This is a genomic window from Streptomyces sp. C1-1, from assembly GCF_050214755.1.
Classification (GTDB): domain Bacteria; phylum Actinomycetota; class Actinomycetes; order Streptomycetales; family Streptomycetaceae; genus Streptomyces.
Genome location: NZ_CP189826.1, coordinates 6896401 through 6922323 on the forward strand (window position 1 = coordinate 6896401; position 25923 = coordinate 6922323).

The following is a 25923-nucleotide window of genomic DNA, read 5'->3' on the forward strand; positions in this document are numbered from 1 at the left end:
ATGGGGGACCGCTGGCACGTCGAGGTCGACCGTTCCGTGTGCATCGGGTCGGCGCAGTGCGTCCACCGGGCCGAGGGCGCCTTCCGGCTCGACTCCGCGATGCAGTCCCATCCGGTGGAGCCGGAGACCGACGCGAACGAACGGGTGCTGGAGGCGGCCGAGAACTGTCCCGTGGAGGCGATCGTGGTCACGCTGTCGGGAAGCGGGGAGCCGGTGTTCCCGCCCGAGGAGTGACGGTTACGCTCCTGCGGTCGTCGTAGGAACGGTCAACGAGCGGGGCGGTACGTGCACAAGGCCGAGGCCAGGAGGCTGATCGAAGAGGCGCGCGAGGCGTGGGAGGCCGAGGAGTGGCTGCGGGCCGCCGACCTCTACGAGCGGGTGCTCGAACACTTCCCGGACGAGGGACCGAGCCCGGTGTGGTGGTACGACGCCGCCCTCGCCCACAAGTTCCTGCGGAACTGGGCGAAGGCGTACGAGCTCGGCCGCGAGGCCGCCGCCCGTTCCCCGCGCGGCGAGGGCGACCCGGCTTACTGGAACCTCGGCATCGCGGCGACGATCCGGCGCGAGTGGGCGACGGCCCGCGAGGCCTGGACCGGCTTCGGCATCGACCTCCCGGACGGCGACGGCGAGATCATGGGCTCCTTCGGGCACGCGTGCGTGCGGCTCGACACCGGCGGCGAGCGCGAGGTCGTGTGGATCGAGCGGCTGTGCCCGACGCGGGGACGGGTGGTCAATGTGCCCGTCACCGGCGGCCGACGGTACGGCGAGATCGTCGTGCACGACGGTGAGCCGAAGGGCGAGCGGATCGTCGACGGGACGACCTACTCCGTCTTCGACGAACTTCTGCTGTTCGAGGCCTCCGAACTGCCCACGCTGGAGGTCACCGTGGCAGCCGGCGAGGCGGACGACCTGCGGGCCCTGCTGGAGCTGTTCGGCGAGCACGGTTACGGCGCCGAACCCGCGAGCAGTGTCCGCCTGCTCTGCGCCTGCTGCAGCGAGGGCACCCATCAGCAGGAGCGGAGCCTGCCTGCGGGCGCCCAGACGGTGTCGCTCGCGGCCCCCGAGGAGGACGCGCGGCAGCTGCTCGCGCGGTGGGCGGAGGGGGCGACGGCCGGGCGCAGCTGGAGCGGGCTGGCGGTGCTCGGGTGAGGGCCCGGGCCGGGGGTGCCGTACGCCCGGCCCGGGCCCTCACCCCTGTGCCCCGAAGGCCGCCGACGCCCGCACGGCGGGGATGAGTTCGGCGACCCGTTCCAGCTGGTCTCGCTGGGAGCCCAGGTCCAGGGTGGCGAGGCGGAGCACGAGGTGGCGGGCGCCGGCTGCGACGTACCGTTCCAGCTGGTCGAGGACGTGCTCGGCGGGACCCGCGACGAGCGCCTGGATCTTCTCCAGCTCCTCGAGCGGCATGCCGTACACGGTCCGGGCGTAGCCCTCAAGGGCGCGGCGGCCGCCGGAGGCGTCCTCGGCGACGTGGACCGTGACGAAGAGCGCAGGGGTGATGTCCCCGGCCGTCCGTCCGGCGCCGGCCGCGGCCTTGTGGACGGCGGCGAGGCCGGACGCGTAGTCGGCCGGGTCGGGCGGGTAGGGCAGCCAGCCGTCGTACAGGCGGCCGGTGCGCTCCAGCGCCGCGGGGGAGGCGCCGCCGAGCCAGACGGGCGGACCGCCGGGGCGCGACGGACGCGTGGCGGGCGGGACGCCGGTGACGCGGATCAGGTCGCCGCGGAAGGAGTCGGCGCCGTTCCACACGGCCCGCCACAGCGCGACGGTCTCGTCGAGGCGGGCGAAGCGGTGGGGCCAGGGCACCTCGGACAGGGCGTAGAGCGGGCGCCCGAAGCGGCCGGGGAAGCCCGCGCCGACGGTCACGACGAGCCGGCCGCCGGACAGCAGGTCGACCGAGGCCAGGGACTGCGCCACCTGGACCGGGCGCCGCAGGAACGGCAGCAGCGCGGCCGTCCCCAGGGTCACCGCCCGCGTCACCGGCGCGAGCGCGGCCAGCATGGTCAGCGCCTCGATGCGGGGGCTGATCAGGGAGTCGTTGACGAAGAGCGAGGAGAACCCCAGGTCCTCGGCCCGGCGGCCGAAGGCGATCAGCTCGCGGGGGTCGCCGTCCGCGCCCCACTGCGCGGTCGAGGTCGGAAGCAGTACGCCGATGTCCATGCCGCCGATGCTCACGGCCGGCGGGACACGGCGACAATTCCCCGCGGGGAATGGCCCGGTGTCCCACGCCGCGGGTACAACGGGGCCGTGGACTTCCCCAGCGCCCTGCGCGAACGCCGGACCCGCCGTCGTATCAGCCAGCTCGATCTGGCGCTGAAGGCGGGCACCACCCAGCGGCACCTCAGTTTCATCGAGTCCGGCAGGTCCGTGCCCGGGCGGAACATGGTCGTACGGCTGGCCGAGTCGCTGGAGCTGCCGCTGCGGGAGCGCAACGAACTGCTGCTCGCCGCCGGGTACGCGCCCGCCTACGCCGAGAGCTCGCTCGACGACCCCGTGCTGGCCCCCGCCCGCGCCGCGATCGACCACATCCTGCGCGGACACGAGCCGTATCCGGCGGTCGTGGTGGACCGGCGCGGTGATCTGGTCGCCGCCAACAGCGCGTTCGGCCTGATCACCGAGGGAGCGGCCGCCGAGCTGGTGGCCCCGGGAGCCAACGCCTACCGCCTCGCGCTGCACCCCGACGGACTCGCTCCCCGCATCCGCAACCTCGCCGAATGGGCACGGCACATCCTGGTACGGCTGGACCACCTGCCGGAGCTGCGCGCCGAACTCACTGATTACGTACCGAAGTTGGAGCCCACCGAGGGGCAGCTCGGCTTCGCGGTACCGCTCCGCCTGGCGTCGTCGTACGGCGAACTGCGTCTGATGACGACCGTCACGACGTTCGCCACGGCCGTCGACGTGACGCTCGCCGAGCTGAAGCTGGAGGCGTTCCTGCCGGCCGACCCGGCGACGGCCGACGCACTGCGCCTGGCGGCCGCTCAGGCGCCCGGGAACATGTAGTCGGTGCGGATCCGGCCGTCGTCGTCGAGTACGAGGATGTCCAGGCCGCCCCCCATCACGTCCCCGGTCGCGGTGGACACCGCCTCCCAGCCGAACTTGACCATTCCGTGCAGCCGCACGGCGTCGGCGCGCGACCGGAAGGTGAACCCCTCCTTCTCGACGAACCGTTCGTGGCTGCGCGCCACCCGGTTCTCGATGGCGTCATGACCGTGGGCCTCCAAGGTGCTGTGGCCGAAGCCCAGCCCGGCGGCGATCTCCCGGATCTCCACCGGTGGCTGGAGGATGTGGACGGCGTCCCGCGCCCACAGCCGCTCGATCGCCGCGCGCCGTTCGGCGGCGTCCGCCACGTTCCACTGCGCGATGTAGCGCTGGGCCAGATCCTGCGGATCGATGTCCCTCATGTGCCGCTCCTCACCGACCGGTTCACTTCGCACCGATCCTGCGGTGAGCGCCACATACCGACAATTCCCGTCAGGGAATGGCCGGTTCGTCCAGGAGTGAGGGTGCCGGTCCTACCGCTCCTTCCGGGGATCGGTCAGGTCGATCAGGCGGCACACCGTCTCGATGTCGATCTTGACCTGGGCGATCGACGCCCGGCCCGAGAGCCAGGTGATCAGGGCCGAGTGCCAGGTGTGCTCGATGACCCGGACCGCCGAGAGCTGTTCGGGCGTCGGGTCGGCCTGGCCCATCGCGTCCAGGATGATCACCGTCGTCTGGCGGGAGACCTGGTCCACCTCCGGCGAGACGCTGCGGTCGGCGAAGGTGAGCGCGCGGACCATGGCGTCGGCCAGGTGCGGCTCGCGCTGCAGCGCGCGGAAGGCCCGCATCAGGGTCTCGGCGACCCGCTCGGCCGCCGTCTCGCCCTGCGGCGGCTTCTTCCGCAGCGTGCCGTGCATGTGCTCCAGCTGGTCCTGCATCGTGGCGACCAGCAGATGGATCTTGGACGGGAAGTAGCGGTACAGCGTGCCCAGGGCCACCTGGGAGGACTCGGCGACCTCCCGCATCTGCACCGCGTCGAAACCGCCCCGGCTGGCAAGCTGCGCACTCGCGTGCAGGATGCGCCGGCGACGGGCCTCCTGCCGCTCCGTGAGGGGCGAGGACGACGTCCGCGCGGTGGCGTCTGGCTTGGCTTCCGCAGGCATGGGTCCCGTTCCGTGACACTCGGTGAGGACTGGTGATCGGACCGGGCACGGCAAGGGCTCCGCCGTGGCGCGAATCACCTGATCCACTGCTCACAGTGCCCTTACCTGCCGGTAGATTCAGAGCCTCCTGGACGATCAAGTCTGAAACTTGTTCTAGATTAGCGTCCCGGCGTAATCTCGCGGGACAATGCATGCAGAAGGGGGCCCAGAGTGACCGCTGAGGCCAGTCAGGCCGGTCTCCAGGAGGACCTGGCCGCCGACGGCGAGCGACCGCTCCACATCGCGCTCCTCACCTATAAAGGGAACCCGTTCTGCGGCGGACAGGGCGTCTACGTCCGCCATCTCTCCCGCGAGCTGGCCCGCCTCGGCCACCGGGTGGAGGTCATCGGCAGCCAGCCGTACCCCGTCCTCGACGAGGGCTACGCCGGACTGACCCTGACCGAGCTGCCGAGCCTCGACCTCTACCGCTCGCCCGACCCCTTCCGCACTCCGGCGCGCGACGAGTACCGCGACTGGATCGACGCCCTCGAAGTCGCCACGATGTGGACCGGCGGCTTTCCCGAACCGCTCACCTTCTCCCTCCGCGCCCGCCGGCATCTGCGGTCCCGGCGCGGCGAGTTCGACGTCGTGCACGACAACCAGACGCTGGGGTACGGGCTGTTGGGGGACGTGGGCGCGCCCCTCGTCACCACGATCCACCACCCCATCACCGTGGACCGCCAGTTGGAGCTGGACGCCGCCGAGAACTGGCAGCAGCGGCTCTCCAAGCGCCGCTGGTACGCCTTCACCCGCATGCAGCGGCGTGTCGCGCGCCGGCTGCCCTCCGTGCTCACCGTCTCCGGCACCTCCCGCGCCGAGATCGTCGACCACCTCGGCGTCCGCGAGGACCGTATCCACGTGGTCCACATCGGTGCGGACACCGACCTGTTCTCGCCGGACGCCTCGGTCGCGGTCGTCCCGGGCCGGATCGTGACGACGTCCAGCGCGGACGTCCCCCTCAAGGGCCTGGTCTTCCTCGTCGAGGCCCTGGCGAAGGTACGGACCGAGCACGCCGGCGCTCACCTGGTCGTCGTGGGCAAGCGGCCGACGGAGGGGCCCGTCGCGCAGGCCATCGAGCGCTACGGCCTCGAAGGCGCCGTCGACTTCGTCAAGGGCATCTCGGACGCCGATCTGGTCGACCTGGTCCGCTCGGCGGAGGTCGCCTGCGTGCCGTCCCTCTACGAGGGCTTCTCCCTGCCGGCCGCCGAGGCCATGGCCACGGGCACGCCCCTGGTCGCCACGACCGGCGGGGCCATCCCCGAGGTCGCAGGCCGGGACGGCGAGACGTGCCTCGCGGTACCGCCGGGCGACGCGGGCGCCCTCGCGGCGGGTCTGAGCCGGCTGCTGGGCGACGCGGAGCTGCGGGCACGCCTCGGCCGGGCGGGCCGTGAGCGGGTGCTGCGGCACTTCACCTGGGCGCGGGCCGCGGAGGGCACGGTGGCCAGGTACCGCGAGGCGATCGCCCGGTCCTCCGGCAGGCTTCCCGGCCGCACCGCGGCCCCGCAGGGCGTCGAGTCCGCGACCCCCACACCCGACACCGGCGTCTACTCCGAAAGCAGGGCCACGTGCTGACCGTCGACTTCTCCCGGTTCCCGCTCGCCCCGGGCGACCGCGTCCTGGACCTCGGCTGCGGTGCCGGCCGGCACGCGTTCGAGTGCTACCGGCGCGGCGCCCAGGTCGTGGCGCTCGACCAGAACGGCGAGGAGATCCGCGAGGTCGCGAAGTGGTTCGCGGCGATGAAGGAGGCTGGCGAGGCACCCGAGGGCGCCACCGCCACCGCCATGGAGGGCGACGCCCTCGCGCTGCCGTTCCCCGACGAGTCCTTCGACGTCGTCATCATCTCCGAGGTGATGGAGCACATCCCGGACGACAAGGGCGTACTCGCCGAGATGGTCCGGGTCCTCAAGCCCGGCGGCCGCATCGCCATCACCGTCCCGCGCTACGGCCCCGAGAAGGTCTGCTGGGCGCTGTCCGACGCCTACCACGAGGTCGAGGGCGGCCACATCCGCATCTACAAGGCCGACGAACTGATCGCCAAGATCAAGGAAGCCGGCCTCAAGCCCTACGGCAGCCACCACGCCCACGCCCTGCACAGCCCCTACTGGTGGCTGAAGTGCGCGTTCGGCGTCGACAACGACAAGGCGCTGCCCGTGCGGGCGTACCACAAGCTGCTGGTCTGGGACATCATGAAGAAGCCGCTGGCCACCCGGGTCGCCGAGCAGGCGCTGAACCCGCTCATCGGCAAGAGCTTCGTGGCGTACGCGACCAAGCCCCACCTCCCGGTGGTGGACGCCAAGTGACCACCCCCCGGACAGAACACCTCGTCCTGCCCGGGGTCCTCACCGCCGGGCAGGCCGCCGCGACCGTCGCCGGCATCCTCGCCGTACAGCGGGAGGACGGTGCGATCCCGTGGTTCCGGGGCCACCACCTGGACCCCTGGGACCACACCGAGGCCGCGATGGCACTGGACACGGCCGGCGAGCACGAGGCCGCCGAGCGGGCCTACGAGTGGCTCGCCCGGCACCAGAACGAGGACGGCTCCTGGTACGCGGCCTACGCCGACGGCGACTTCGCGGACGTCACCGACCGCGGGCGGGAGACGAACTTCGTCGCCTACATCGCGGTGGGGGTGTGGCACCACTACCTCTCCACCGGCGACGACACCTTCCTGGACCGCATGTGGCCCGCCGTCTGCGCGGCGATCGAGTACGTCCTGCGGCTGCAGCAGCCCGGCGGGCAGATCGGCTGGAAGGGCGAGGACGACGGCGGCTTCACGACCGACGCCCTGCTGACCGGCTCCTCCTCCGTCCACCAAGCCCTGCGCTGCGCGCTCGCCATCGCCGAACAGCGTGAAGAGCCCCAGCCGGACTGGGAGTTGGCGGTGGGCGCGCTGCGGCACGCGATCCGCCGGCACCCGGAGCGGTTCCTCGACAAGGACCGCTACTCGATGGACTGGTACTACCCGGTGCTGGGCGGCGCGGTGACCGGCGCGGAGGCCAAGTTCCGTATCGAGGAGGGCTGGGACCGCTTCGTCGTGCCCGGCCTCGGCGTGCGCTGCGTCGTCCCCAACCCATGGGTCACGGGCGGCGAGTCGGCCGAACTCGCCCTCACCCTCTGGGCGATGGGCGAGTCGGACCGGGCGCTGGCCCTCCTGAAGTCGATCCAGCATCTGCGGGACGCCGAGAGCGGCCTGTACTGGACGGGTTACGTTTTCGAGGACGAGGCGATCTGGCCGCAGGAACTGACCACCTGGACGGCCGGCTCGCTCCTCCTCGCGGTCGCCGCCCTGGGCGGCCACGAGGCCACCTGCACGGTGTTCGGCGGCGAGAACCTGCCGAGGGGCCTGGACCCCGACTGCTGCGGCTGAGGCCCCGGCATCCCTGCCGGGGCCTCAGCGCCACCGTACTCAGTGGCGTTGCATCCGTCCGGCGATCGCGTGGCCGACGAACAGATAGACCACCGCCGCCAGGCCGTAGCCCGCCACCACACGGGCCCACGCCTTGTCGAACGTGAACAGGTCACGCGACCAGCCGGCCAGCCAGTTGGCCGCATTGTGGACGAACTGCACCAGGTCATTGGCCCGGTTGGCGTCCAACAGGTACATCAGGATCCACAGCCCCAGGATGAGGGCCATGATGTCGGCGACGATCGCCACGACCGCCCCGGCCCGATTGCCGCTGCTATATCGAGACATGCTTTCCGGATTGCCGCGACTTCCCGGATGAAACCCTGTCGGTACGATGACTGCCGTGGACGCCCTCTACCCCCGGCTGCTCGTCGAGGACTTCGACACCGCGGCCCACTTCTGGACCGAAGCCCTCCGCGACCTCCTCGGCATCGAGCCCGTGAAGGTGCTCCCCGCCGCCGGCTACGCCAACTGGGACCTGGACGGACAGGCCGTCCTCGTGCTGTACGCCCGCAAGGCCATCGCCCAGGTCGTCGGCACCGACTCCCTGCCCTCCGCACCGCCCGCCCAGGACACCGCCATGCTGGTCCTGCGGGTCTCCGACGTCGACGACGCGACGCGCCGGCTGAGCGGGCACGGCGCCACGGTCGTCGCCGAGCCGCAGGACCGCCCCGAGTGGGGGCCGGGCCTGCGCAGCGCGCACCTGAGGGCGCCGGACGGCACCCTGGTGGAGCTGCAGGCCTACTGAGCCTACGAGTTGAGCTCCGCCAGCACCCGAAGCGTGTGGTGGTCGGGGGCCAGCGCCAGCAGATCCGTCACCGGCCCCTTGCGCCACAACTCCAGCCGCTCGGCGATGCGTTCACGCGGGCCGACGAGAGAGATCTCGTCGGCGAAGGCGTCCGGCACGGCCAGCACCGCCTCCTCGCGCCGCCCCCGCAGGAACAGCTCCTGCACGCGCCGCGCCTCCTCCTCGTACCCCATCCGCGCCATCAGATCGGCGTGGAAGTTGCGGGTCGCGTGCCCCATCCCGCCGATGTAGAAGCCGAGCATCGTCTTCACCGGCAGCAGGCCCTCGCGCACGTCGTCGCAGACCCGGACCTGGGCCATGGGGGCGACGAGGAACCCGGGAGGCAGCTGAGCGAGGGCCGGGCCGTAGACGTCGGGACGGCTCGGAGACCAGTACAACGGAAGCCACCCGTCGGCGATACGGGTCGTCTGCTCGACGTTCCTCGGCCCCTCGGCGCCGAGGAGAACGGGCAGGTCGGCCCTCAGCGGATGGGTGATCGGCTTCAGCGCCTTCCCGAGACCGGTCCCGTCCGCGCCCCGGTACGGATGGGAGTGGAACCGCCCCTCCACGGACACCGGCGCCTCCCGCCGCAGCACCTGGCGTACGACGTCCACGTACTCCCGGGTGGCGGTCAGCGGCGACTTGGGGAACGGCCGCCCGTACCAGCCCTCCACCACCTGCGGCCCCGACAGCCCGAGTCCCAGCAGCACGCGGCCGCCGGATAGATGGTCGAGGGTGAGCGCGTGCATCGCGGTGGTCGTCGGCGACCGGGCGGCCATCTGCGCAACGGCCGTCCCCAGCCTGATCCTCGACGTCCGGGCGGCGATCCAGGTCAACGGCGTGAAGGCGTCCGACCCCCACGACTCGGCGGTCCACACGGAGTCGTATCCGAGCCGCTCGGCCTCCTGCGCGAGCGGCACATGGTCGGCGTTGGGACCGCGGCCCCAGTAGCCGAGCGAGAGCCCGAGTCGCATGACGCGCCTCCCTCACAGACACAGATCTGATGGTCAGTCAGTTACCGGACCGCGGGAGGCGACTGTACGGCAACGGCCCCCCACCCGGAAGGGCGAGGGGCCGGCCGTGGAACGGGAGGCGAAGGTCAGCCGCGCTGGATCCCCGAGGTGTCCTGCAGCACGCCACGACGTCCGTCCTGGGTCTGGGCGACCAGACCCGGACCGCGCTGCTCGACGGCCAGGTACCAGGTGCCCGGCGCGAGTTCGGCGATCGGCGTCGGCGAACCGTCCTCCGCGAACAGCGGCCGCGGCACCGGAACGGCGAACCAGAACGGCGAGAACTCCCCGCCGGACGGCTGCGGCTGCCCCTGCGTCGGCTGCGGCTGGGCACCGTAGGGCTGCCCCGGCTGCGGCTGCCCGCCGTACTGCGCCTGCTGCGCGCCCGGGTAGCCGTAGCCACCGGGAGGCTGGGCACCGTACGGCTGCGGGGCCTGCGGCTTGGGCGCCGGGATGAGCGCGGCCTGCAGCGCGGGGACGACGGGGGTGGCGATGGCGGCACCGGCCATGACGAGCGCGGCGATGAAGCCGAGGATGATGCCTGCGGAGGGGCTGGCGGGGTCCGGGACGTCCACCATCGTCCAGAACAGGATCCATACGACGAGGACCGAGAACGCCGCGCCGACCGTGCCGAGGTCCAGGCCGGCCACCTTACGGGGCTGCGGCAGGCACCGGTTGACGACGATCAGCGCGGCGCCGACGACTCCGCCCATGTAGAGGCCGAGCCCGTTGCCGAGGTTGTCCCACGCGGTCGCGTTGTAGCTGCCCAGGCCGTCGACGGAGTAGAGGTGGAGGAACGACGCGATGAACAGCAACACCGCTGCCCCGATCACCACGCCGTCGCCTCGGTTGAGGGAGCGGATATTCACTGCAGGTCCTTCGTCAGTCGTCTCGTCGTCGGTAGACCTTATCGCCCGCCCGACCAGGGTGTCCGCAGGGATCCGCCCACCGATCACGAAGAGCGCAGGAAACTCACGATTCCCTCAGAGATTCCCTGCGCCGCCTTCTGCCGCCAGGCTCCGCTGGTGAGCAGTGCCGCGTCCTTGCTATCGCGCATGTTGCCGCACTCGATGAACACCTTGGGAACCGTTGACAGATTGAGACCGCCGAGATCCTTACGCGTGACGAGTCCGGTGCCGTCGCCGATGTAGTTGGAGGCGGGTTCGCCCGTCACGCGGACGAAGTTGCCCGCGACGCGCTCGCCCAGCGAGGCCGAGGAGGCGACGATCGGGCGGGTGTCGGCGGCGCCCGAGTGCACCGCGCCCGGCAGGATGACGTGGAAGCCGCGGTTGCCGTCCGCGGAGCCGTCGGCGTGGATCGAGATCGCGGCGTCGGCGTGGGCGTCGTTGCCGATGCGGGCCCGTCCGTCGACGCAAGGGCCCCAGGACGGGGAGCCGTTGTCGTGGGTCAGCTTCACCGTCGCGCCCTGCCGCTCCAGCAGCGCCTTCAGCCGGTGCGAGACGTCCAGGGTGAACTGGGCTTCCGTGTAGCCCGCGTTGGTGGAGGTGCCCGTCGTGTCGCACTCCTTCCAGTTCGTGCCGATGTTCACCTTGCGGTTGATCTCGGCGGTGTGCTGGAAGTTGCCGGGGTTGTGGCCCGGGTCGATGACGACGACCTTGCCCTTGAGGGGGCCGGAGGCGGCCGGCGCGGAACTGGTCGGATCGGCGAGCGTCGGCGTCGGACTCGGCGTGCCGGGCTGCTTGGCGTCGCTGGGAGTGGCGGGTGAGGCGGTGACCGCGCCGCCGGTCGCCGCGCTGGTGGAGCTCCGTACCGTCGCCCCGTCCGACCCGCCTCCGCCGCCGGACCCGCCGACGGCGTCGTAGACGAGCCAGCCGAGCAGGGCCCCGGGCACGAGCGCGGCGAGGGCGACGGTGAGGGGGCCGCGGCGGGGACGGCGGGGCTGCGGTGGATCGAAGTCCGGGCCTACGTACGACACGTCTGCGACTCTAACGGCGCCCTCAGATCCCCGCTCCCGTTCGCCGCAGGACGCGCAGCGAGTCGGTCACCGAGACCTCGGTGAAGGCGCCGGACGCGAGTGCCCGGAGGTAGACGCGGTACGGGGCCTGGCCGGTGAACTCGTCCTTCGGGTCCGGGAAGACGTCGTGGATGAGGAGCAGTCCGCCCTCGGCGACGTGCGGGGCCCAGCCCTCGTAGTCGGCGCCGGCGTGCTCGTCGGTGTGACCGCCGTCGATGAAGACCAGGCCGAGGGGGGTGCCCCAGAACGTCGCGATCTGCGGGGAACGGCCCACCAGGGCGACCACGTGCTCCTCCAGGCCCGCCCTGTGCAGGGTGCGCCGGAACGTCGGCAGCGTGTCCATCAGGCCGATCTCCGGGTCGACGGTCTCCGGGTCGTGGTAGTCCCAGCCGGGCTGCTGCTCCTCGCTGCCGCGGTGGTGGTCGACGGTCAGGGCCGTCACCCCGGCCTGCCGGGCCGCGTCGGCGAGCAGGACGGTGGAACGGCCGCAGTAGGTGCCGACCTCCAGCAGGGGCAGCCCCAGCCCGCCCGCCTCGACCGCGGCGGCGTACAGCGCCAGCCCCTCGTGCACGGGCATGAACCCCTTCGCCGCCTCGAAAGCGGCCAGGATCTCCGGCTTGGGCGCCGCGGCCATGGGGTTCCTCCCGGTCGTACGGACATCAACGGCTCCCCATGCTGCCGCACCCCCGGTCACGACTTGGACCGAGGGTGGCCGCAGCGCCCCGAAAGGGGCGCGGGGCCGTATCGATATGCGGCTCCGCCGCGTGGGCGCGACCAGCCACGGCGGCGGGTGAGTCGCCGCACGACAGCCCCCCGAGGGCTACGCGTTCACGCTCTCCCCAGGCAGCGAAAGATCCAGATCCACCGCCCGCTCCTCCCCGGAATGCGTCGCCGCAGAGGCCAGCGGTCCATGGCCGAAGGCCCTCGCGGCCAGCACATACGCCCCTTCGGTCGGCACCGCCAGCACATACGTCCCGTCCGGCTCCGACAGCGCCGACCCCGCCTGCCGCCCCCGCCGGTCGATCAGCGTGACCTTGGCACGGGCCACCGGCGCCCCCTCGGCGTCCAGGACGCGCCCGCGGAACCCGCGCAGCACCTGCTCGGCGCGCTCCAGGGCGGCCTCCTCCTCGCTGCTGGCCCGCAGCCGCGGCGCCCGGTCGGGCTTCGGCAGGAACAGGGCCATCAGCAGGCCGATCGCCACCGCACCCGTCGCGATGAGGAAGGACACCCGGAAGCCGTGCATGGTGGGTATCGCGACCCCGCCGACGTTCTGCGCGGTGTTGGCCAGCACCATCCCGATGACGGCGCTGGAGACGGACGTACCGATGGAGCGCATCAGGGTGTTGAGGCCGTTCGCGGCTCCCGTCTCGGAGGCCGGGACCGCGCCCACGATCAGCGCGGGCAGGGACGAGTACGCGAGGCCGATGCCCGCGCCGAGGACGACCGAGATGACCAGGCTCTGCCAGGCCGCGCTCATCAGGCCGAGGCCCGCGCCGTAGCCGATGGCGATGATCAGCATGCCGAGGATCAGGGTGACCTTGGGGCCGTACTTGGCGGACAGGCGGGCGTACACCGGCGCCGTGACCATCATCGTCAGGCCCAGCGGGGCGACCAGCAGGCCCGCGACGACCATCGACTGGCCGAGGCCGTAGCCCGTCGCCTTCGGGAGCTGGAGCAGCTGGGGAAGGACGAGCGAGACGACGTAGAACGAGACACCGACCATGATCGACGCCAGGTTGGTGAAGAGGACCGCCGGGCGGGCGGTGGTGCGCAGGTCGACGAGGGGGGCGGTGGAGCGCAGCTCGAACAGGCCCCACAGGACGAGGACGACGGCCGCGGCGCCGAACATGCCGAGCGTGGTGCCGGACGTCCAGCCCCAGTCGCTGCCCTTGGTGATCGGCAGCAGGAACAGGACCAGGCCGGCGGAGAGGCCGATCGCGCCCAGGACGTCGAAGGAGCCCTCGGCGCGCATCGGGGACTCCGGTACGACGAGGAGGGTGAGCGCGATGGAGAGGACGCCGAGGCCGGCGGCGCCGTAGAAGAGGGCGTGCCAGTCGGCGTGCTGGGCGACGAGCGCCGCGAGCGGCAGCGCGAGTCCGCCGCCGACGCCGATGGAGGAGCTCATCAGGGCCATCGCGGAGCCGAGCTTCTCGCGGGGCAGCATGTCGCGCATCAGGCCGATGCCGAGCGGGATGGCGCCCATCGCGAAGCCCTGGAGGGTGCGGCCGGCGATCATCGGGAGCAGGGTGCTGGTGAGGGCGCTGACCAGGGCGCCGACGACCATCACCGCGAGACTGAGGATCAGCATCCGCCGCTTGCCGTAGAGGTCGCCGAGGCGGCCCATGATCGGCGTGGCGACGGCGCCCGAGAGCAGTGTCGAGGTCAGGACCCAGGTGGCGTTGCTGGGCGCGGTGTCCAGCAGCTGCGGCAGGTCCTTGATGACCGGGACGAGCAGGGTCTGCATCACCGCGACAACGATGCCCGCGAAGGCGAGCACCGGGACCACGGCTCCGCTCGCTCTCCGGGCGGGCTGGTCGTTCGTCGTGTGCGTCATTGCGTGAGGCCTCCCGTTGGATAAGTGCTGGGTAAACCTCGTATGCGCAGGCAACTATTCCGTTGCTTCGGGACTCTAATCAATCCTTGACCCGGCCATGGGAATCTGAGTCGCCGTCAGGGCTGGTTTCCAATTGGAACGTGTTCTAGTCTGCGCGCCATGAAGGCCTATGTCGCCGGGGTCGGGATGACCCGATTCGAGAAGCCCGAGACCCGTGATTGGCAGTACTGGGACATGGTCCGGGAGGCGGGGAACGCGGCGCTCGCGGATGCCGGAGTGACGTACGACGACGTGGAACAGGTTCCCGTCGGCTACTGCTTCCAGCCCTCCACCGCCGGGCAGCGGGCCGCCTATGAGCTCGGTCTCACCGGCGTTCCGGTCTACAACGTCAACAACAACTGCGCGACCGGCTCGACCGCGCTGATGCTGGCGCGGCAGCTCGTCGAGGGCGGCTCGGCCGACTGCGTCCTGGCGCTGGGCTTCGAGAAGATGAAGAAGGGCGCGCTGGGGGGCGGGGCCGAGGGAGGGGACTTCGCCACCTCTCCCGTCGCCCGGCACTACGGGATCATGGCCGCCCGGCACGGCTTCGAGATGACCCCGCCCACCGCCCAGATCTTCGGCGACGCGGCCCGCGAGCACATGGAGAAGTACGGCACCACCGAGGCCCAGCTGGCCGCCGTCGCCGCCAAGAACCACCGGCACTCCGCGCACAACCCGTACGCGCAGTTCCAGGACGTCTACGAGGTGGCCGACATCCTCGCCGCCCGCACGGTCCACCGGCCGCTGACCAAGCTGCAGTGCTCGCCGACGTCCGACGGGGCGGCCGCGGCCGTGGTGGTGTCGGAGAGGTTCGCGGAGGGGCGGGGGCTCACCGGTCTCGTCGAGATCGTCGCGCAGGCGATGACCACCGACACCGAGGAGTCCTTCGCGTCCGGGTCCTGCGTCGACGTCGTCGGGCAGCCGATGTCCCGTCAGGCAGCCCGGCAGGTGTACGAGCGGGCCGGGGTCGGGATCGAGGACGTGGACGTCGTGGAGCTGCACGACTGCTTCTCGGTCAACGAACTGCTGACCTACGAGGCGCTCGGGATGTGCGGGGAGGGCGAGTCGGGGAAGCTCGTCGAGTCCGGGGCGACCACGTACGGCGGGCGCTGGGTGGTCAACCCGTCCGGCGGCCTGATCTCCAAGGGGCATCCGCTGGGGGCCACCGGGATCGCTCAGGCCGCCGAACTGGTCTGGCAGTTGCGGGGTGCCGCGGGGGAGCGGCAGGTCCCCGGGGCGCGGGTGGGACTCGCGCACAACATCGGGCTGGGCGGGGCGGCGGTGGTGACGCTCCTACGGGCGGCGTAACGCGGCAGAGGCCTGTCCGGCCTTCTTCGGCGCCGCAGGGGCGGCCCAGGAACGCCCGGAGGTTTCGGGTCGGCCGGGGCGGCCTAGGTCCGGCGACCGAAGATTTCGTGGGGCGAAATGCCGATGCAAGGGGCGCAACAGGGTTGAGAGCATGACAGGCATGCTGGAAACCGCTGACGTCACCCGGACACCCCGTCGTACCGCGCGCCCCACGTGGCTGGTCGTGGCCCTTGCCTGCGCGGGTCAGTTCCTGGTCGTGCTGGACGTGTCGGTCGTCAATGTGGCGTTGCCGTCGATGCGGGCCGACCTCGGCTTGAGCGCACAGGGGCTGCAGTGGGTGGTCAACGCCTACGCCATCGCCTTCGCCGGGTTCATGCTGCTCGGCGGGCGGGCCGGCGACCTGTACGGGCGCAAGCGGATGTTCCTGGTCGGGCTCGGCCTGTTCACGCTGGCGTCGCTGGGCGGCGGGCTGGCGCAGGAGGGCGGGCAGCTCCTGGTCGCGCGGGCCGTGCAGGGGCTGGGGGCGGCGGTGCTGGCGCCCTCGACGCTGACCATCCTGACCTCGGCGGTCCCCGAGGGCGCGGCGCGGATGCGGGCCATCGCCACCTGGAGCGCGGTGGGCGCGGGCGGCGGGGCCGCGGGCGGACTGGTCGGCGGAGCGCTGGTGGACGGGCTGTCCTGGCGGTGGGTGCTGCTGATCAACGTGCCGGTCGGCGCGGTGGTGCTGGCCGGCTCCGTGAAGTGGCTGGCGGAGAGCCGCAACGGGGGCGGGCGGCGGCTGGATCTGCCGGGCGCCGTGCTGGTGACGGCCGGGCTCGCCACGCTCGCGTACGGCATCTCGCAGACCGAGGCCGAGGGCTGGACGTCGGCCGCGACCCTGGTGCCGCTGGCCGCCGGGCTCACCCTGATCGCGGCATTCCTGGCCTTGGAGGCGCGTACGACGGCCCCGCTGATGCCGCTCGGGCTGTTCCGGGTGCGGGCGGTGTCGTCGGCGAACGCGGCGATGTTCCTGAACGGCTCCGCGATGTTCTGCATGTGGTTCTTCATGACCCTGTACGCGCAGAACGTGCTGGGCTACACGCCGCTGGAGGCGGGACTGGCGCTCGTGCCGAGCTCCCTGTCGATCATCCTGGGCTCGAAGCTCGCGCCCCGTTTCCTGCCGGCGCTGGGGGCGCGCGGACTGGCCGCGCTGGGGACGCTGATGGCGGCGGCGGGCTATGTGTGGCAGTCGGCGATGACGTCGGAGGGCGCCTATCTGACGGAGATCATGCTGCCGGGCATCCTGATGATGCTGGGGGCCGGGCTGACGGCGACCCCGCTGGCCGCGCTCGCCACCTCGGGGGCGGCGCCCGGGGAGGCCGGCCTGGTGTCGGGGCTGATCAACACCTCGCGGACGATGGGCGGTTCCCTGGGTCTCGCGGTGATGTCGACGATCGCCGCGGCGCGCACGGGCGACCGCCAGACGCCCGCCGCGCTGACCGAGGGGTACGCGCTGGTGTTCCGGACCGGGGCCGGGGTGCTGCTCGCCGGGGTGGTCCTGATGCTGCTATGGCTGCCGCGGCAGAAGGCGGCGGGACGCGGGGAGGGGAATTCCGCTCGGTGAGGCAACGGTCCGGGCCGCTCATGGACTCCTTCAGACATCAAGGAGGTGCCCATGGGGGATCGCAAGGAGGCTCGGGACGCGGAGTTCCAGAGCTTTGTCACCGGCCGATGGCCGCGGCTGGTGCGGACGGCATTTCTCCTCACGGGGGAGCGACACGCCGCCGAGGACCTGGCCCAGTCGACCCTCGAACAGGTCTACGTGGCCTGGCGCAGGGTCGGCTCGGCGGACGACCCGGAGGCGTACGTACGGCGCGTGATGATCAACGCGCACGCGCGCAGGCACCGCAGGAAGCTGCGGGAGTTCCTGGCGCCGAAGGACGACTCCGGCCTGGTCCGCGAGGTCGCCGACACCGGTGACCGCATCGCCCAGGCCGACGACCGCGGAGTCCTGCTGAAGGCGCTGGCGCAACTGCCGCCGCGGCAGCGGGAGGCGGTGGTCCTCAGGTACTGGGAGGACCTGACGGAGACCCAGGTGGCGCAGGCGATGGGCTGCTCCGTCGGCGCGGTGAAGAGCAACGCGGCCAAGGGGATCGCGAAACTGCGTGCCATACCGGGGCTGGCGGAGATGGTGACGAGCGGGGGCGGTAAGTGATGAGCGCGGACCGGGAACCGGACCAGGACATGACGCACAGGGACATCGCCCTCCTGCTGGCCGACGTGGCGGACGGCGTCGACGTCGGTATAGCCCCCACCCAGGCGGTCATCCGGGGCGGGCGGCGACGCAGGGCCCGGAGGTGGGCGGTGGCCGCGGCGGCGGCGCTGGCGATCGTCGGGACGACGGGGACGGTGGCTCTCGCGGGGCTGCCGGGCGGAGACGGCGGGCGCGCCGAACCGGCGGCCACCCGGTCGTCGGCGCCCTCGCCGGACGCCTTCCACGCCGAGCCGCGCCGCACGGAGCTGGCGAGCGGTACGGAGGACGGCAAGGACTGGCAGGTGTTCGTCGACATGTGGGACGCGCCGCGCGACAAGGCGCAGGCGGAGGCCCAGTTGACGGCGATGGGCGAGTACAAGGGCGAGTGGCCGGCGTCCGTGCGGACGGCCGCCGATCTGGTGGGCAAGCGCACCTACTTCGTGCAGCGCAGTTATCAGGGCGACACGTCGGTGGTGATCGAGAACTCCCTGCCCGAGCGGGACGTCAACGTGAGTACGGACATGGAATCGGCCGGGCTGGGCCTGTCGCCGCAGGCCAAGCCCCTGCGTCTGGTGGTCGGCCGGATCGCGAGGACCGCCCTGGAGGTGACCTGCGACTGGAAGGACGGCACCAGCACGGTCCTGCACCGGGTCTCGGGCCGCGAGGCCGACGGCTCGCTGAAGCAGGGCATCCGGTCGGCCGAGGGCTCCCCGGACCGCTGGTTCGTGTGCGTCGCGCCGAAGGGCACGGCCTATGCGAACGCGCGGGTGACGGGGCTGGACCAGTAGCCCCCTCAGAGCCACCCCTGCTGACGGGCCTCCCGCATCGCCTCCATGCGGTTGCGGGTGCCGGTCTTGCCGATGGCCGAGGAGAGGTAGTTGCGGACCGTGGACTCCGACAGGTGCAGCCTGGCCGCGATGTCGGCGACCGTGGCGCCGTCCGCCGAGGCCTTGAGCACGTCGCACTCGCGGGCGGTGAGGGGGTTGGGCCCGGCGCTGAGCGCGGCGGCGGCCAGCGCGGGGTCGATCACGGTCTCGCCGGTCAGCACCCGGCGGATCGCGGCGGCCAGCTCCTCCACCGGGCCGTCCTTCACGAGGAAGCCGGCGGCTCCCGCCTCCATGGCGCGGCGCAGATAGCCGGGCCGTCCGAAGGTGGTCAGGATCAGCACCCGGCAGTCCGGTACCTGCTCGCGCAGCTCGGCGGCCGCGTCCAGGCCGCTCATGCCCGGCAGTTCGATGTCCAGCAGGGCCACGTCCGGGCGGTGCGTCAGCGCGGCGTCCACGATCGCGTCACCGGCGCCGACCTGGGCGACGACCTCCAGGTCGGCCTCCAGGCCCAGCAGCAGGGCGAGCGCGCCGCGCATCATCCCCTGGTCCTCGGCGAGCAGCACCCGCACGTTCTTGGTCGGCCGGTGTTCCCGCGGCATCTCGTCCACGGGCCAAGAGTAAGGGCGCGGCCGGCCGGCCGGACCTCCTAAAGACTCGGCATGGTTCCGTTCCGGAAGGCTTGACGGTTTCTGACGGCGGCCCAACAATCGCCTCTGCATTGAGAGTTCGCCTTTGCAATTCCCGTCTCCGTACTCCCACCCGCATTTGTTCGGCATTTCGATCGGTGAAAGAAATCCGGGATTGGCTTCGAACGCCGTTCGGTATACCGGACAGTGAAGGAGGCTCCACCGTGTTCCCCAGACTCAGAACCGCGGCCCTGGCAGCGCTGTCGGCGCTCGTCACGGTGCTCGCGCTCGCCGTCGGCATTCCGCAGGCCCAGGCGGCGAGTTCGCTGCCCTGCGACGTCTACGCCGCCGCGGGCACCCCCTGTGTCGCCGCGCACAGCCTGGCGAGGGCGCTGTACTCCTCGTACAACGGCTCCCTCTACCAGGTGCAGCGGGCCTCCGACAGCGCCACCAAGGACATCGGGCTGCTGGCCGCCGGCGGGTACGCCAACGCGGCGGCCCAGGACACCTTCTGCGCCGGCACCACCTGCATCATCACCAAGATCTACGACCAGTCCTCGCGCCACAACGACCTGACCGTCGAGGGCGCGGGAGGCGCCGGGGCGGCCGACGTCGGCGCGCCCGCGGACGCCCTTCCGGTGACCGTCGGCGGCCATCAGGTCTACGGCCTGGAGATCTCGGCGGGCATGGGCTACCGGGACAACTCCACCTCGGGCGTCGCCACCAACGGCGGCGCGGAGGGGATGTACATGGTCACGTCCGGCACCCACGTCAACGGCAGCTGCTGCTTCGACTACGGCAACGCCGAGACGAACAACAAGGACACCGGCAACGGCCACATGGACGCGATCAACTTCGGTACCGAGTGCTGGTTCTCCCCCTGCTACGGCCAGGGCCCGTGGGTGCAGGCGGACCTGGAGAACGGGCTGTTCCAGTCCAACCTCGGCTACAGCACGAACTCCTCCAACACCGGTACGGGCGCGCTGCCGTTCGTGACCGCGCTATTGAAGAACAACGGCCAGGACCATTTCGCACTGAAATGGGGCAACGCCCAATCCGGCGGGCTGACCACGACCTATTCCGGCAGTGAGCCCACCAACGCCGGCGGTTACTCGCCCATGCACCAGGAGGGCGCCATCGTCCTCGGCACCGGCGGCGACAACAGCAACGGCTCCATCGGCTCCTTCTTCGAGGGCGTCATGACCTCCGGCATCCCGACGGACGCCGCGGACAACTCCGTCCAGGCCAACATCGTCTCCGTCGGCTACGGCGGCGCGACCGGCTCCACCGGGACGCTCACCCCCGGCTCGGAGATCTCGCTGAAGGCGACCACGTCCTGCTGCACCAGCGACTACATCCGCCACCAGAACAACACGGCCGTCATCTCCTCGATCACGTCCAGCAGTTCGGCCCTCGACAAGAGCGACGCCACCTGGATCGTCCGCCGCGGCCTCGCCGACGCCTCCTGCGTCTCCTTCGAGTCGCGCAACTATCCCGGCGACTTCCTGCGCCACTACAACTACCAGCTGCTGCGGCAGCCGATGACCGGCACCACCCAGTACAGACAGGACGCCACGTTCTGTCCGACGACCGGCAAGAGCGGCACGGGCACGTCGTTCGCGTCGTACAACTACCCGACGAAGTTCATCCGCCACTACAACTTCAACGCGTACATAGCGAGTGACGGAGGCTCCAACACCTGGGACAGCGCCACGTCCTGGACGGACGACGTGAGCTGGGTGGTCAGCGCGCCCTGGGCGCCGTAGCCGCCACGGGGAGCGGTGCGTCGCCGGGCTCCAGGGGGAGCTCGGCGGTGACCGTGAAGCCGCCTCGCGACGACGGGCCGGCCCGCAGGGAGCCGCCCGCCGCCGCGAGGCGCTCGGCCAGGCCCTTCAGGCCCGTGCCGCCGACCCCGGGGGAGGAAGGGAAGGCCGGTTCGCCGCCGCCGTCGTCGTCGACCGTCAGGCGGACCTGCTCGGAGGTGCCGTCGACGGTGATCTCGCAGCGGGTCGCGCCCGCGTGCCGCACGACGTTCGTGACGGCCTCCCGCACCACCCAGCCCAGCAGGACCTCGGTCTGCGGCGCGAGGGGCGTACCCGAACGCCGTACCACCGGCTCCACGTCGGCCGCCTCCAACACCGAGCGGGCGCGGTCGAGTTCGGTGCCGAGGCTGCCCTCCCGGTAGCCGGTGACGGCCTCCCGGATCTCGGTGAGGGCCTGCCGGCCCACGGACTCGATGTCGGTGATCTGGGCCAGTGCCGCGTCCAGGTCGCGCGGGGCCAGCCGGCGGGCGGCCTCCGACTTCACCACGATCACCGACATGGTGTGGCCGAGCAGGTCGTGCAGGTCGCGGGAGAAGCGCAGCCGCTCCTTCTCCACGGCCTGGTGGGCGAGTTGCTCGCGGGCGGCGCGCAGTTCCCGTACCGCCTCGGACAGCGAGAGGATCGCCGCGGTCACCATGGTCGAGATGAAGGTGGCGTAGGCGATGTTCAGGCCGTTCCAGCCGTCGCGCGCGGTGGAGACCACCCCGGCCAGCAGGGCGACCCCGGTGCCGGACCAACGCAGGTGCTCACCGCGCAGGGCCGCGCCCGTGGCCAGGCCGAGCATGGGGAAGAACAGCAGCCAGTTGTGACCGTAGCCGCCGGCCAGCCCGCAGGTGATCGCGGCCATCACGGCGAGCGCCACCCGTGTGGAGACCGCCTGCCGCTTCTCCTTCACGAACGCCCGCGTCGCCACGAAGATGTACAGCGAGTTGAAGGTGAGCAGCCCCAGACCGCCGATCCACGGGTTGGGGGTCTTGCCCTGGAAGAGGCTGGCGAACGCGCCCAGCCCCATCAGCAGCCACGGCAGCAGGGAGAACGCGGTCGGCGGCGGGCCCGGGTGCTCGGGCACCTCGGCGCCGGTCCGGCGCGCTTCCTTCTGCGCGGCCTTGAAGGCCCGCATGTCCGCCTGCCACCGCTCCCGCGCCGCCCGCCACTGCCGCAGCTGACAAGCGACCCCACGCGTCCACTTCATGGTCCTCGTCCCCCGTTCAGGCGGTCCGTCCGGACCGCCGGTACGACAGCACAGCGTACGAACCGAACGCCAGCAGCCAAGCCCCCAGGACACAGACCGAGCCGAGCGCCGGAGCGTGTCCGTCCGCGACCGACGTGCCCAGCTGGGCGAACCGGTAGGTGGGCGTGTACGCGGACAGGGCGCGCAGCCAGCCCGGGAAGAGGGCGACGGGGAACCACAGGCCGCCGAGGACGGCCAGGCCCAGGTTGCAGGCCGTGTTCGCCACGCCGGTGGTCTGTCCGGTCAGCCGGTAGCCGTTGCCCAGGCCCAGCAGTGTGAACGGCAGCGAGCCCAGCCACAGCAGCAGCGCGATCGCGCCCCACTGCCAGGCCGCCAGCCGTACCCCGTTGACCAGACCGCCCGCCGCCAGCACCGCCACGATCGCCGGCAGCACGGTCACCGAGCCGGTCAGCGCCCGCCCGACGACGACCTGCCGCGGTGTCATCGGCGTCACCCGCAGCTGCCGCAGCCACCCGATCGCCCGGTCCTCGGCGACCCCGCCGCCGGTGTTGAGCGCGGACCCGACGGCCCCGTACCCCGCCATCCCCACCATCGCCGCGGTCTTGTAACTCCCGTCGTCCGCGCCGAGGTTGGTGAACAGCAGATACATCAGCACGGGCATGGCGACCCCGCCGACGACGAACCCGACGTCGCGGAGGGTACGACGCACTTCGAGACGCAGGTAGTCGAACATCACGAGGCCTCCTTGACGCCGGTGTCCTCGGGGGCCGATGCAGCCCGTCTGGGGGAGTTTGAGGAAGAGGCCCGTTCAGGCCCGAACGAAGGTCTGGGGGCAGAGCCCCCAGCAGCGGTCAGGGCAAGAAACGCGTCGTCCAAGGACGCCGGCGCCACCTCCAGCCCCCGTATCGCCCCCAGCCCCGCCAGTGCCACCACCGTGGCATCGGGATCGTCCGTCCGCAGCCGCGCGCGGTCCCCGCGCACCTCCAGCGACCGTACGCCCGGCAGCCGCTCCAGCCCCCGGGTGCCGCCTCCGGCGAGGTCGAAGGCGACCAGGCCACCGCCCACCGACCGCTTCAGCTCCTCGCTCGTGCCGTCGGCGACGATCCGGCCGCCGTCGATGACGAGGATGCGGTCGGCGTGGGCGTCCGCCTCCTGGAGGTGGTGCGTGGAGAACAGCACCGTGTGACCGAGGCGCGCGTAGGACCGCATCGACGCCCAGAAGGCGTGCCGCGCCTCCACGTCCAGGGCGGCCGTCGGCTCGTCCAGCACGATCAGGGCGGGGTTTCCGGCGAGGGCGACGGCGAAGCGGACCCGCTGCGTCTGGCCGCCGGACAGCCGGTCCACGCGGCGTCCGGCCAGCTCCGTGATCCCGGCCAGCCGCAGCGCCCGCTCGACCGGCATCGGCGCCGGATAGCGTCCGGCGACGAAGGCGACCAGCTCGCGCACGGTGACCCGGGGCACCGCGCGGCCCTCCTGCAGCATGGCGCCGACCCGCCCGGCACGCACCGCGGCGCTCGGGGGCCGCCCGAACAGCTCGACGGTGCCCTCGTCGGGCTCGTTCAGGCCGAGCAGCAGGGAGATCGTCGTCGACTTGCCGGCGCCGTTGCGGCCCAGGAGGGCGACCGTCTCGCCTCGCGCGATGGTCAGATCGACGCCGTCGACGGCGCGCACGGCGCCGAACTTCTTGACCGCCCCCGTGAAGGACACGGCGGCGCATTCCGTCTGTGTCATGGCTACGACGCTACGAAGTCCGCGCCCCGGTCCGGCAGATGCGCTTGTACGGACCTGGGCAGGACAAATGTCACGGCCGGTCCGGCGCACCCCGAACGGACCTGACACGGCGTCAGGAGCCTTCACAAGTGACGAGCCCTGGGCTATACAGAGGGCGCCGGACTGGAACGCGTTCTAGATCGGTCACCGTGACGACCTCGGTCGCGGCCGACGGTGCGGACGGCCGCGCCGAGGTCTTGAGCCACTCGATCCACCAGGAGCCGTATGCCCATCGACGCAGCGAAGGCCCTCGCCGCCGAACCCCGGTCCGGCGAGATCACCTGGGACCACAAGGACGTCCAGCTCTACCACCTCGGCATCGGCGCCGGCATCCCGGCCACCGACCCCGACGAGCTGCGCTACACCCTGGAGTCCCGGCTGCACGTCCTGCCGAGCTTCGCCACCGTCGCGGGTGCCGGTTCCCCCGGCGTGATCAGCGGTCTGTCCATGCCGGGCGTGGACGTCGACCTGGCCAAGGTCCTGCACGGCGGCCAGTCGCTGACCATCCACCGCCCCCTTCCGGCGCGGGGCACCGCCACTGCCACCGGCCGCATCGCCGCCGTCCACGACAAGGGCAAGGCGGCCGTCCTGGTCATGCGTACGGAGGTCGCCGACGCCGACGGCCCGCTGTGGACCAACGACGCCCAGATCTACGTACGAGGGGAGGGCGGCTGGGGCGGCGACCGCGGCCCCTCCACCCGCCTGGAACCTCCCGTCGGCGAACCCGACCGCATCGTCGAACGCACCGTCCGCGAGGACCAGGCCCTGCTCTACCGCCTCTCGGGCGACTACAACCCGCTGCACGCCGACCCCGAGTTCGCCAAGCTCGCCGGGTTCGACCGGCCCATCCTGCACGGCCTGTGCACCTACGGCATGACGCTCAAGGCGGTCGTCGACACCCTGCTCGGCGGGGACGTGAGCCGGGTGCGCTCGTACTCCACCCGGTTCGCGGGCGTGGTGTACCCGGGGGAGACGCTGCGGATGCGCATGTGGCACACGCCTCGGTCCACCACGGTCGCCGTCAGCGCGGTGGAGCGGGACGACGCACCGGTCCTCGCCGACACGGTCGTCGAACACGGTTAACACAGACAGCAGTTGAGGGGAGCCGCACGATGCGCGCAGCCGTACTGCAGGAGATCGGCCAGGACAAGCTGGAGGTCCTCGACGACGTCGAGGCCGTGGGATTCGGGCCCGGCAAGGTGCGCATCCGGGTCCGGGCGACCGGGCTGTGCCACTCGGACCTGTCCGCGATGAGCGGGGTGCTGCCGCAGCCCGCGCCGTTCGTGCCCGGACACGAGGGGGCGGGGGAGATCCTAGAAGTCGGCGACGGGGTCACCCACTTGAAGGCGGGCGACCGGGTGGTCGTGTGCTGGCTGCCGGCCTGCGGCGCCTGCCCCGCCTGCAAGCGCGGCCAGACCGAGCTGTGCCTGGCCGGGTTCATGAACGCCGGCACCCCCAACTTCCGCCGCCCCGGCGGCGATGTCTTCGGCTTCGCCGGCACCGGCACCTTCGCCGAGGAGGTCGTCGTCGACGCGGGCTGCGCGGTGCCGATCCCGGAGGACGTGCCCTTCGACATCGCGGCGCTGATCGGCTGCGGGGTGACCACCGGGCTCGGGGCCGCCCTCAACACCGCCGACGTGGAGGCCGGTTCGTCGGTCGCCGTCATCGGCTGCGGCGGTGTCGGCATCTCGGCGATCCAGGGCGCGCGGCTGAAGGGCGCGGCTGAGATCGTCGCCGTCGACCCGGTGGCCGCGCGTCGCGAGTCGGCCCTCGGGTTCGGCGCCACCAAGGCCGTCTCACCGGACGAACTGGGCGACGCCAAGCAGCAGGTGACCGCCGGGGAGGGCTTCGACTATGTCTTCGAGGTCGTCGGCAAGTCGGCCACCGCCCGGACGGCGTACGACAACACCCGGCGCGGCGGCACCCTCGTCGTCGTCGGCGCGGGCGCCATGGACGACTTCCTCCAGCTCAACATGTTCGAGCTGTTCTTCGACGAGAAGCGCATCCTGCCGTCGATGTACGGCGGCGGCGACGTCCTGCGCTCCTACGAGCGCACCATCGCCCTGTGGCGGGCGGGCCGCATCGACCTGAACGGCCTGATCACGCACCGGGTGCCGCTGACCGAGATCAACGAGGCGCTGGACCAGATGCGCACCGGCACCGCCCTGCGCACCTGCATCGAGATCTGAGGGGCG

Annotated in this window: 27 protein-coding genes; 14 read left to right on the forward strand and 13 right to left on the reverse strand. The window is 71.8% G+C overall.

The annotated features are described in order from the left end of the window. Both ACQF4J_RS31360 and ACQF4J_RS31365 read left to right on the forward strand, forming a co-directional pair. A complete protein-coding gene (locus tag ACQF4J_RS31360; RefSeq protein WP_200698584.1) occupies positions 1 to 234 on the forward strand; it encodes a ferredoxin in 234 nt (77 codons plus the stop codon). A gap of 51 nt (positions 235 to 285) precedes the next feature. Continuing rightward, on the forward strand, positions 286 to 1149 hold the full coding sequence (locus tag ACQF4J_RS31365; RefSeq protein WP_427167320.1) for a tetratricopeptide repeat protein: 864 nt from the start codon (positions 286 to 288) through the stop codon (positions 1147 to 1149). Positions 1150 to 1188: 39 nt separating this feature from the next. Here ACQF4J_RS31365 and ACQF4J_RS31370 read toward each other — a convergent pair whose 3' ends face one another. Beyond that, on the reverse strand, positions 1189 to 2154 hold the full coding sequence (locus tag ACQF4J_RS31370) for an LLM class flavin-dependent oxidoreductase (RefSeq protein WP_427167321.1): 966 nt from the start codon (positions 2152 to 2154) through the stop codon (positions 1189 to 1191). A gap of 87 nt (positions 2155 to 2241) precedes the next feature. On the opposite strand from ACQF4J_RS31370, the gene ACQF4J_RS31375 reads away from it, so the two are divergent. Then, positions 2242 to 2997, forward strand: coding sequence for a helix-turn-helix domain-containing protein (locus ACQF4J_RS31375; protein WP_351578235.1), 756 nt, complete (start codon positions 2242 to 2244; stop codon positions 2995 to 2997). Here ACQF4J_RS31375 and ACQF4J_RS31380 read toward each other — a convergent pair. Together ACQF4J_RS31380 and ACQF4J_RS31385 are read right to left on the reverse strand one after the other, a co-directional pair. Next, on the reverse strand, positions 2976 to 3398 hold the full coding sequence (locus ACQF4J_RS31380; protein ID WP_351578238.1) for a hypothetical protein: 423 nt from the start codon (positions 3396 to 3398) through the stop codon (positions 2976 to 2978). The genes ACQF4J_RS31375 and ACQF4J_RS31380 overlap by 22 nt on opposite strands. Positions 3399 to 3509: 111 nt before the next feature. Then, positions 3510 to 4139, reverse strand: coding sequence for a TetR family transcriptional regulator (locus tag ACQF4J_RS31385; RefSeq protein WP_351578241.1), 630 nt, complete (start codon positions 4137 to 4139; stop codon positions 3510 to 3512). A 210-nt stretch (positions 4140 to 4349) separates the two neighbouring features. Here ACQF4J_RS31385 and ACQF4J_RS31390 point away from each other — a divergent pair, with 210 nt between their 5' ends. Genes ACQF4J_RS31390 through ACQF4J_RS31400 form a run of 3 tightly spaced genes read left to right on the forward strand, consistent with a single transcriptional unit; the run spans position 4350 to position 7545 of the window. Continuing rightward, positions 4350 to 5750, forward strand: a complete 1401-nt coding sequence (locus ACQF4J_RS31390; protein ID WP_351799696.1) for a glycosyltransferase family 4 protein — start codon at positions 4350 to 4352, stop codon at positions 5748 to 5750. Further along, positions 5744 to 6478, forward strand: coding sequence for a class I SAM-dependent methyltransferase (locus ACQF4J_RS31395; protein ID WP_351578247.1), 735 nt, complete (start codon positions 5744 to 5746; stop codon positions 6476 to 6478). Before ACQF4J_RS31390 ends, ACQF4J_RS31395 begins: the two co-directional genes overlap by 7 nt. Beyond that, a complete protein-coding gene (locus ACQF4J_RS31400) occupies positions 6475 to 7545 on the forward strand; it encodes a prenyltransferase/squalene oxidase repeat-containing protein (protein WP_427167322.1) in 1071 nt (356 codons plus the stop codon). The genes ACQF4J_RS31395 and ACQF4J_RS31400 overlap by 4 nt, the downstream gene beginning before the upstream one ends. A gap of 39 nt (positions 7546 to 7584) precedes the next feature. On the opposite strand, the gene ACQF4J_RS31405 is transcribed toward ACQF4J_RS31400, so the two are convergent. Beyond that, positions 7585 to 7872: a hypothetical protein gene (locus ACQF4J_RS31405; protein WP_351578253.1), complete on the reverse strand. Its 288-nt coding sequence runs from the start codon at positions 7870 to 7872 to the stop codon at positions 7585 to 7587. A 46-nt stretch (positions 7873 to 7918) separates the two neighbouring features. Between ACQF4J_RS31405 and ACQF4J_RS31410 the strand changes: the two genes are divergently transcribed. Further along, positions 7919 to 8332, forward strand: a complete 414-nt coding sequence (locus ACQF4J_RS31410; protein ID WP_351578256.1) for a VOC family protein — start codon at positions 7919 to 7921, stop codon at positions 8330 to 8332. Positions 8333 to 8334: 2 nt separating this feature from the next. Here ACQF4J_RS31410 and ACQF4J_RS31415 read toward each other — a convergent pair whose 3' ends face one another. From ACQF4J_RS31415 to ACQF4J_RS31435, 5 genes are all read right to left on the reverse strand, one after another. Further along, entirely contained in the window at positions 8335 to 9345 is a 1011-nt protein-coding gene (locus ACQF4J_RS31415; protein ID WP_351578259.1) for an LLM class F420-dependent oxidoreductase, read from the reverse strand. Between the two features lie 125 nt (positions 9346 to 9470). Beyond that, entirely contained in the window at positions 9471 to 10250 is a 780-nt protein-coding gene (locus ACQF4J_RS31420; protein WP_427167323.1) for a hypothetical protein, read from the reverse strand. An 83-nt stretch (positions 10251 to 10333) separates the two neighbouring features. Then, positions 10334 to 11317: an N-acetylmuramoyl-L-alanine amidase gene (locus tag ACQF4J_RS31425; protein ID WP_427167324.1), complete on the reverse strand. Its 984-nt coding sequence runs from the start codon at positions 11315 to 11317 to the stop codon at positions 10334 to 10336. 22 nt (positions 11318 to 11339) lie between these two features. Then, a complete protein-coding gene (locus ACQF4J_RS31430; protein WP_351578268.1) occupies positions 11340 to 11990 on the reverse strand; it encodes a class I SAM-dependent methyltransferase in 651 nt (216 codons plus the stop codon). A 186-nt stretch (positions 11991 to 12176) separates the two neighbouring features. Continuing rightward, on the reverse strand, positions 12177 to 13910 hold the full coding sequence (locus ACQF4J_RS31435; protein ID WP_351578271.1) for an MFS transporter: 1734 nt from the start codon (positions 13908 to 13910) through the stop codon (positions 12177 to 12179). A gap of 159 nt (positions 13911 to 14069) precedes the next feature. Between ACQF4J_RS31435 and ACQF4J_RS31440 the strand changes: the two genes are divergently transcribed. From ACQF4J_RS31440 to ACQF4J_RS31455, 4 genes are all read left to right on the forward strand, one after another. Continuing rightward, the gene (locus tag ACQF4J_RS31440; RefSeq protein ID WP_427167325.1) at positions 14070 to 15257 is read left to right on the forward strand and encodes a lipid-transfer protein; all 1188 of its coding nucleotides are present in this window, start codon (positions 14070 to 14072) and stop codon (positions 15255 to 15257) included. A 151-nt stretch (positions 15258 to 15408) separates the two neighbouring features. Further along, positions 15409 to 16860 carry an MFS transporter gene (locus ACQF4J_RS31445; RefSeq protein ID WP_427167326.1) on the forward strand — a complete coding sequence of 484 codons (1452 nt, stop codon included), beginning with the start codon at positions 15409 to 15411 and terminating at the stop codon, positions 16858 to 16860. A 51-nt stretch (positions 16861 to 16911) separates the two neighbouring features. After that, positions 16912 to 17451, forward strand: coding sequence for a SigE family RNA polymerase sigma factor (locus ACQF4J_RS31450; RefSeq protein WP_351578280.1), 540 nt, complete (start codon positions 16912 to 16914; stop codon positions 17449 to 17451). A gap of 29 nt (positions 17452 to 17480) precedes the next feature. Then, entirely contained in the window at positions 17481 to 18278 is a 798-nt protein-coding gene (locus ACQF4J_RS31455) for a hypothetical protein (protein ID WP_351578283.1), read from the forward strand. A gap of 5 nt (positions 18279 to 18283) precedes the next feature. Here ACQF4J_RS31455 and ACQF4J_RS31460 read toward each other — a convergent pair whose 3' ends face one another. Then, a complete protein-coding gene (locus ACQF4J_RS31460; RefSeq protein ID WP_351578306.1) occupies positions 18284 to 18916 on the reverse strand; it encodes a response regulator transcription factor in 633 nt (210 codons plus the stop codon). Between the two features lie 251 nt (positions 18917 to 19167). On the opposite strand from ACQF4J_RS31460, the gene ACQF4J_RS31465 reads away from it, so the two are divergent. Further along, positions 19168 to 20709 carry an alpha-L-arabinofuranosidase B gene (locus ACQF4J_RS31465; protein WP_427167327.1) on the forward strand — a complete coding sequence of 514 codons (1542 nt, stop codon included), beginning with the start codon at positions 19168 to 19170 and terminating at the stop codon, positions 20707 to 20709. On the opposite strand, the gene ACQF4J_RS31470 is transcribed toward ACQF4J_RS31465, so the two are convergent. From ACQF4J_RS31470 to ACQF4J_RS31480, 3 genes are read right to left on the reverse strand one after another with little or no spacing between them, the layout of a single operon-like run. Continuing rightward, complete coding sequence (locus ACQF4J_RS31470) at positions 20687 to 21958, reverse strand: sensor histidine kinase (protein ID WP_351578288.1); 1272 nt, start codon at positions 21956 to 21958, stop codon at positions 20687 to 20689. The genes ACQF4J_RS31465 and ACQF4J_RS31470 overlap by 23 nt on opposite strands. A 16-nt stretch (positions 21959 to 21974) precedes the next feature. Beyond that, complete coding sequence (locus tag ACQF4J_RS31475) at positions 21975 to 22691, reverse strand: ABC transporter permease (protein WP_427167328.1); 717 nt, start codon at positions 22689 to 22691, stop codon at positions 21975 to 21977. Continuing rightward, entirely contained in the window at positions 22691 to 23689 is a 999-nt protein-coding gene (locus tag ACQF4J_RS31480) for an ABC transporter ATP-binding protein (RefSeq protein ID WP_351578291.1), read from the reverse strand. The genes ACQF4J_RS31475 and ACQF4J_RS31480 overlap by 1 nt, the downstream gene beginning before the upstream one ends. Before the next feature lie 264 nt (positions 23690 to 23953). On the opposite strand from ACQF4J_RS31480, the gene ACQF4J_RS31485 reads away from it, so the two are divergent. Both ACQF4J_RS31485 and ACQF4J_RS31490 read left to right on the forward strand, forming a co-directional pair. After that, positions 23954 to 24811, forward strand: a complete 858-nt coding sequence (locus tag ACQF4J_RS31485) for a MaoC/PaaZ C-terminal domain-containing protein (protein ID WP_351578294.1) — start codon at positions 23954 to 23956, stop codon at positions 24809 to 24811. Positions 24812 to 24840: 29 nt separating this feature from the next. Further along, a complete protein-coding gene (locus ACQF4J_RS31490; RefSeq protein ID WP_427167329.1) occupies positions 24841 to 25917 on the forward strand; it encodes a Zn-dependent alcohol dehydrogenase in 1077 nt (358 codons plus the stop codon). The last annotated feature ends 6 nt before the right edge of the window (positions 25918 to 25923 follow it).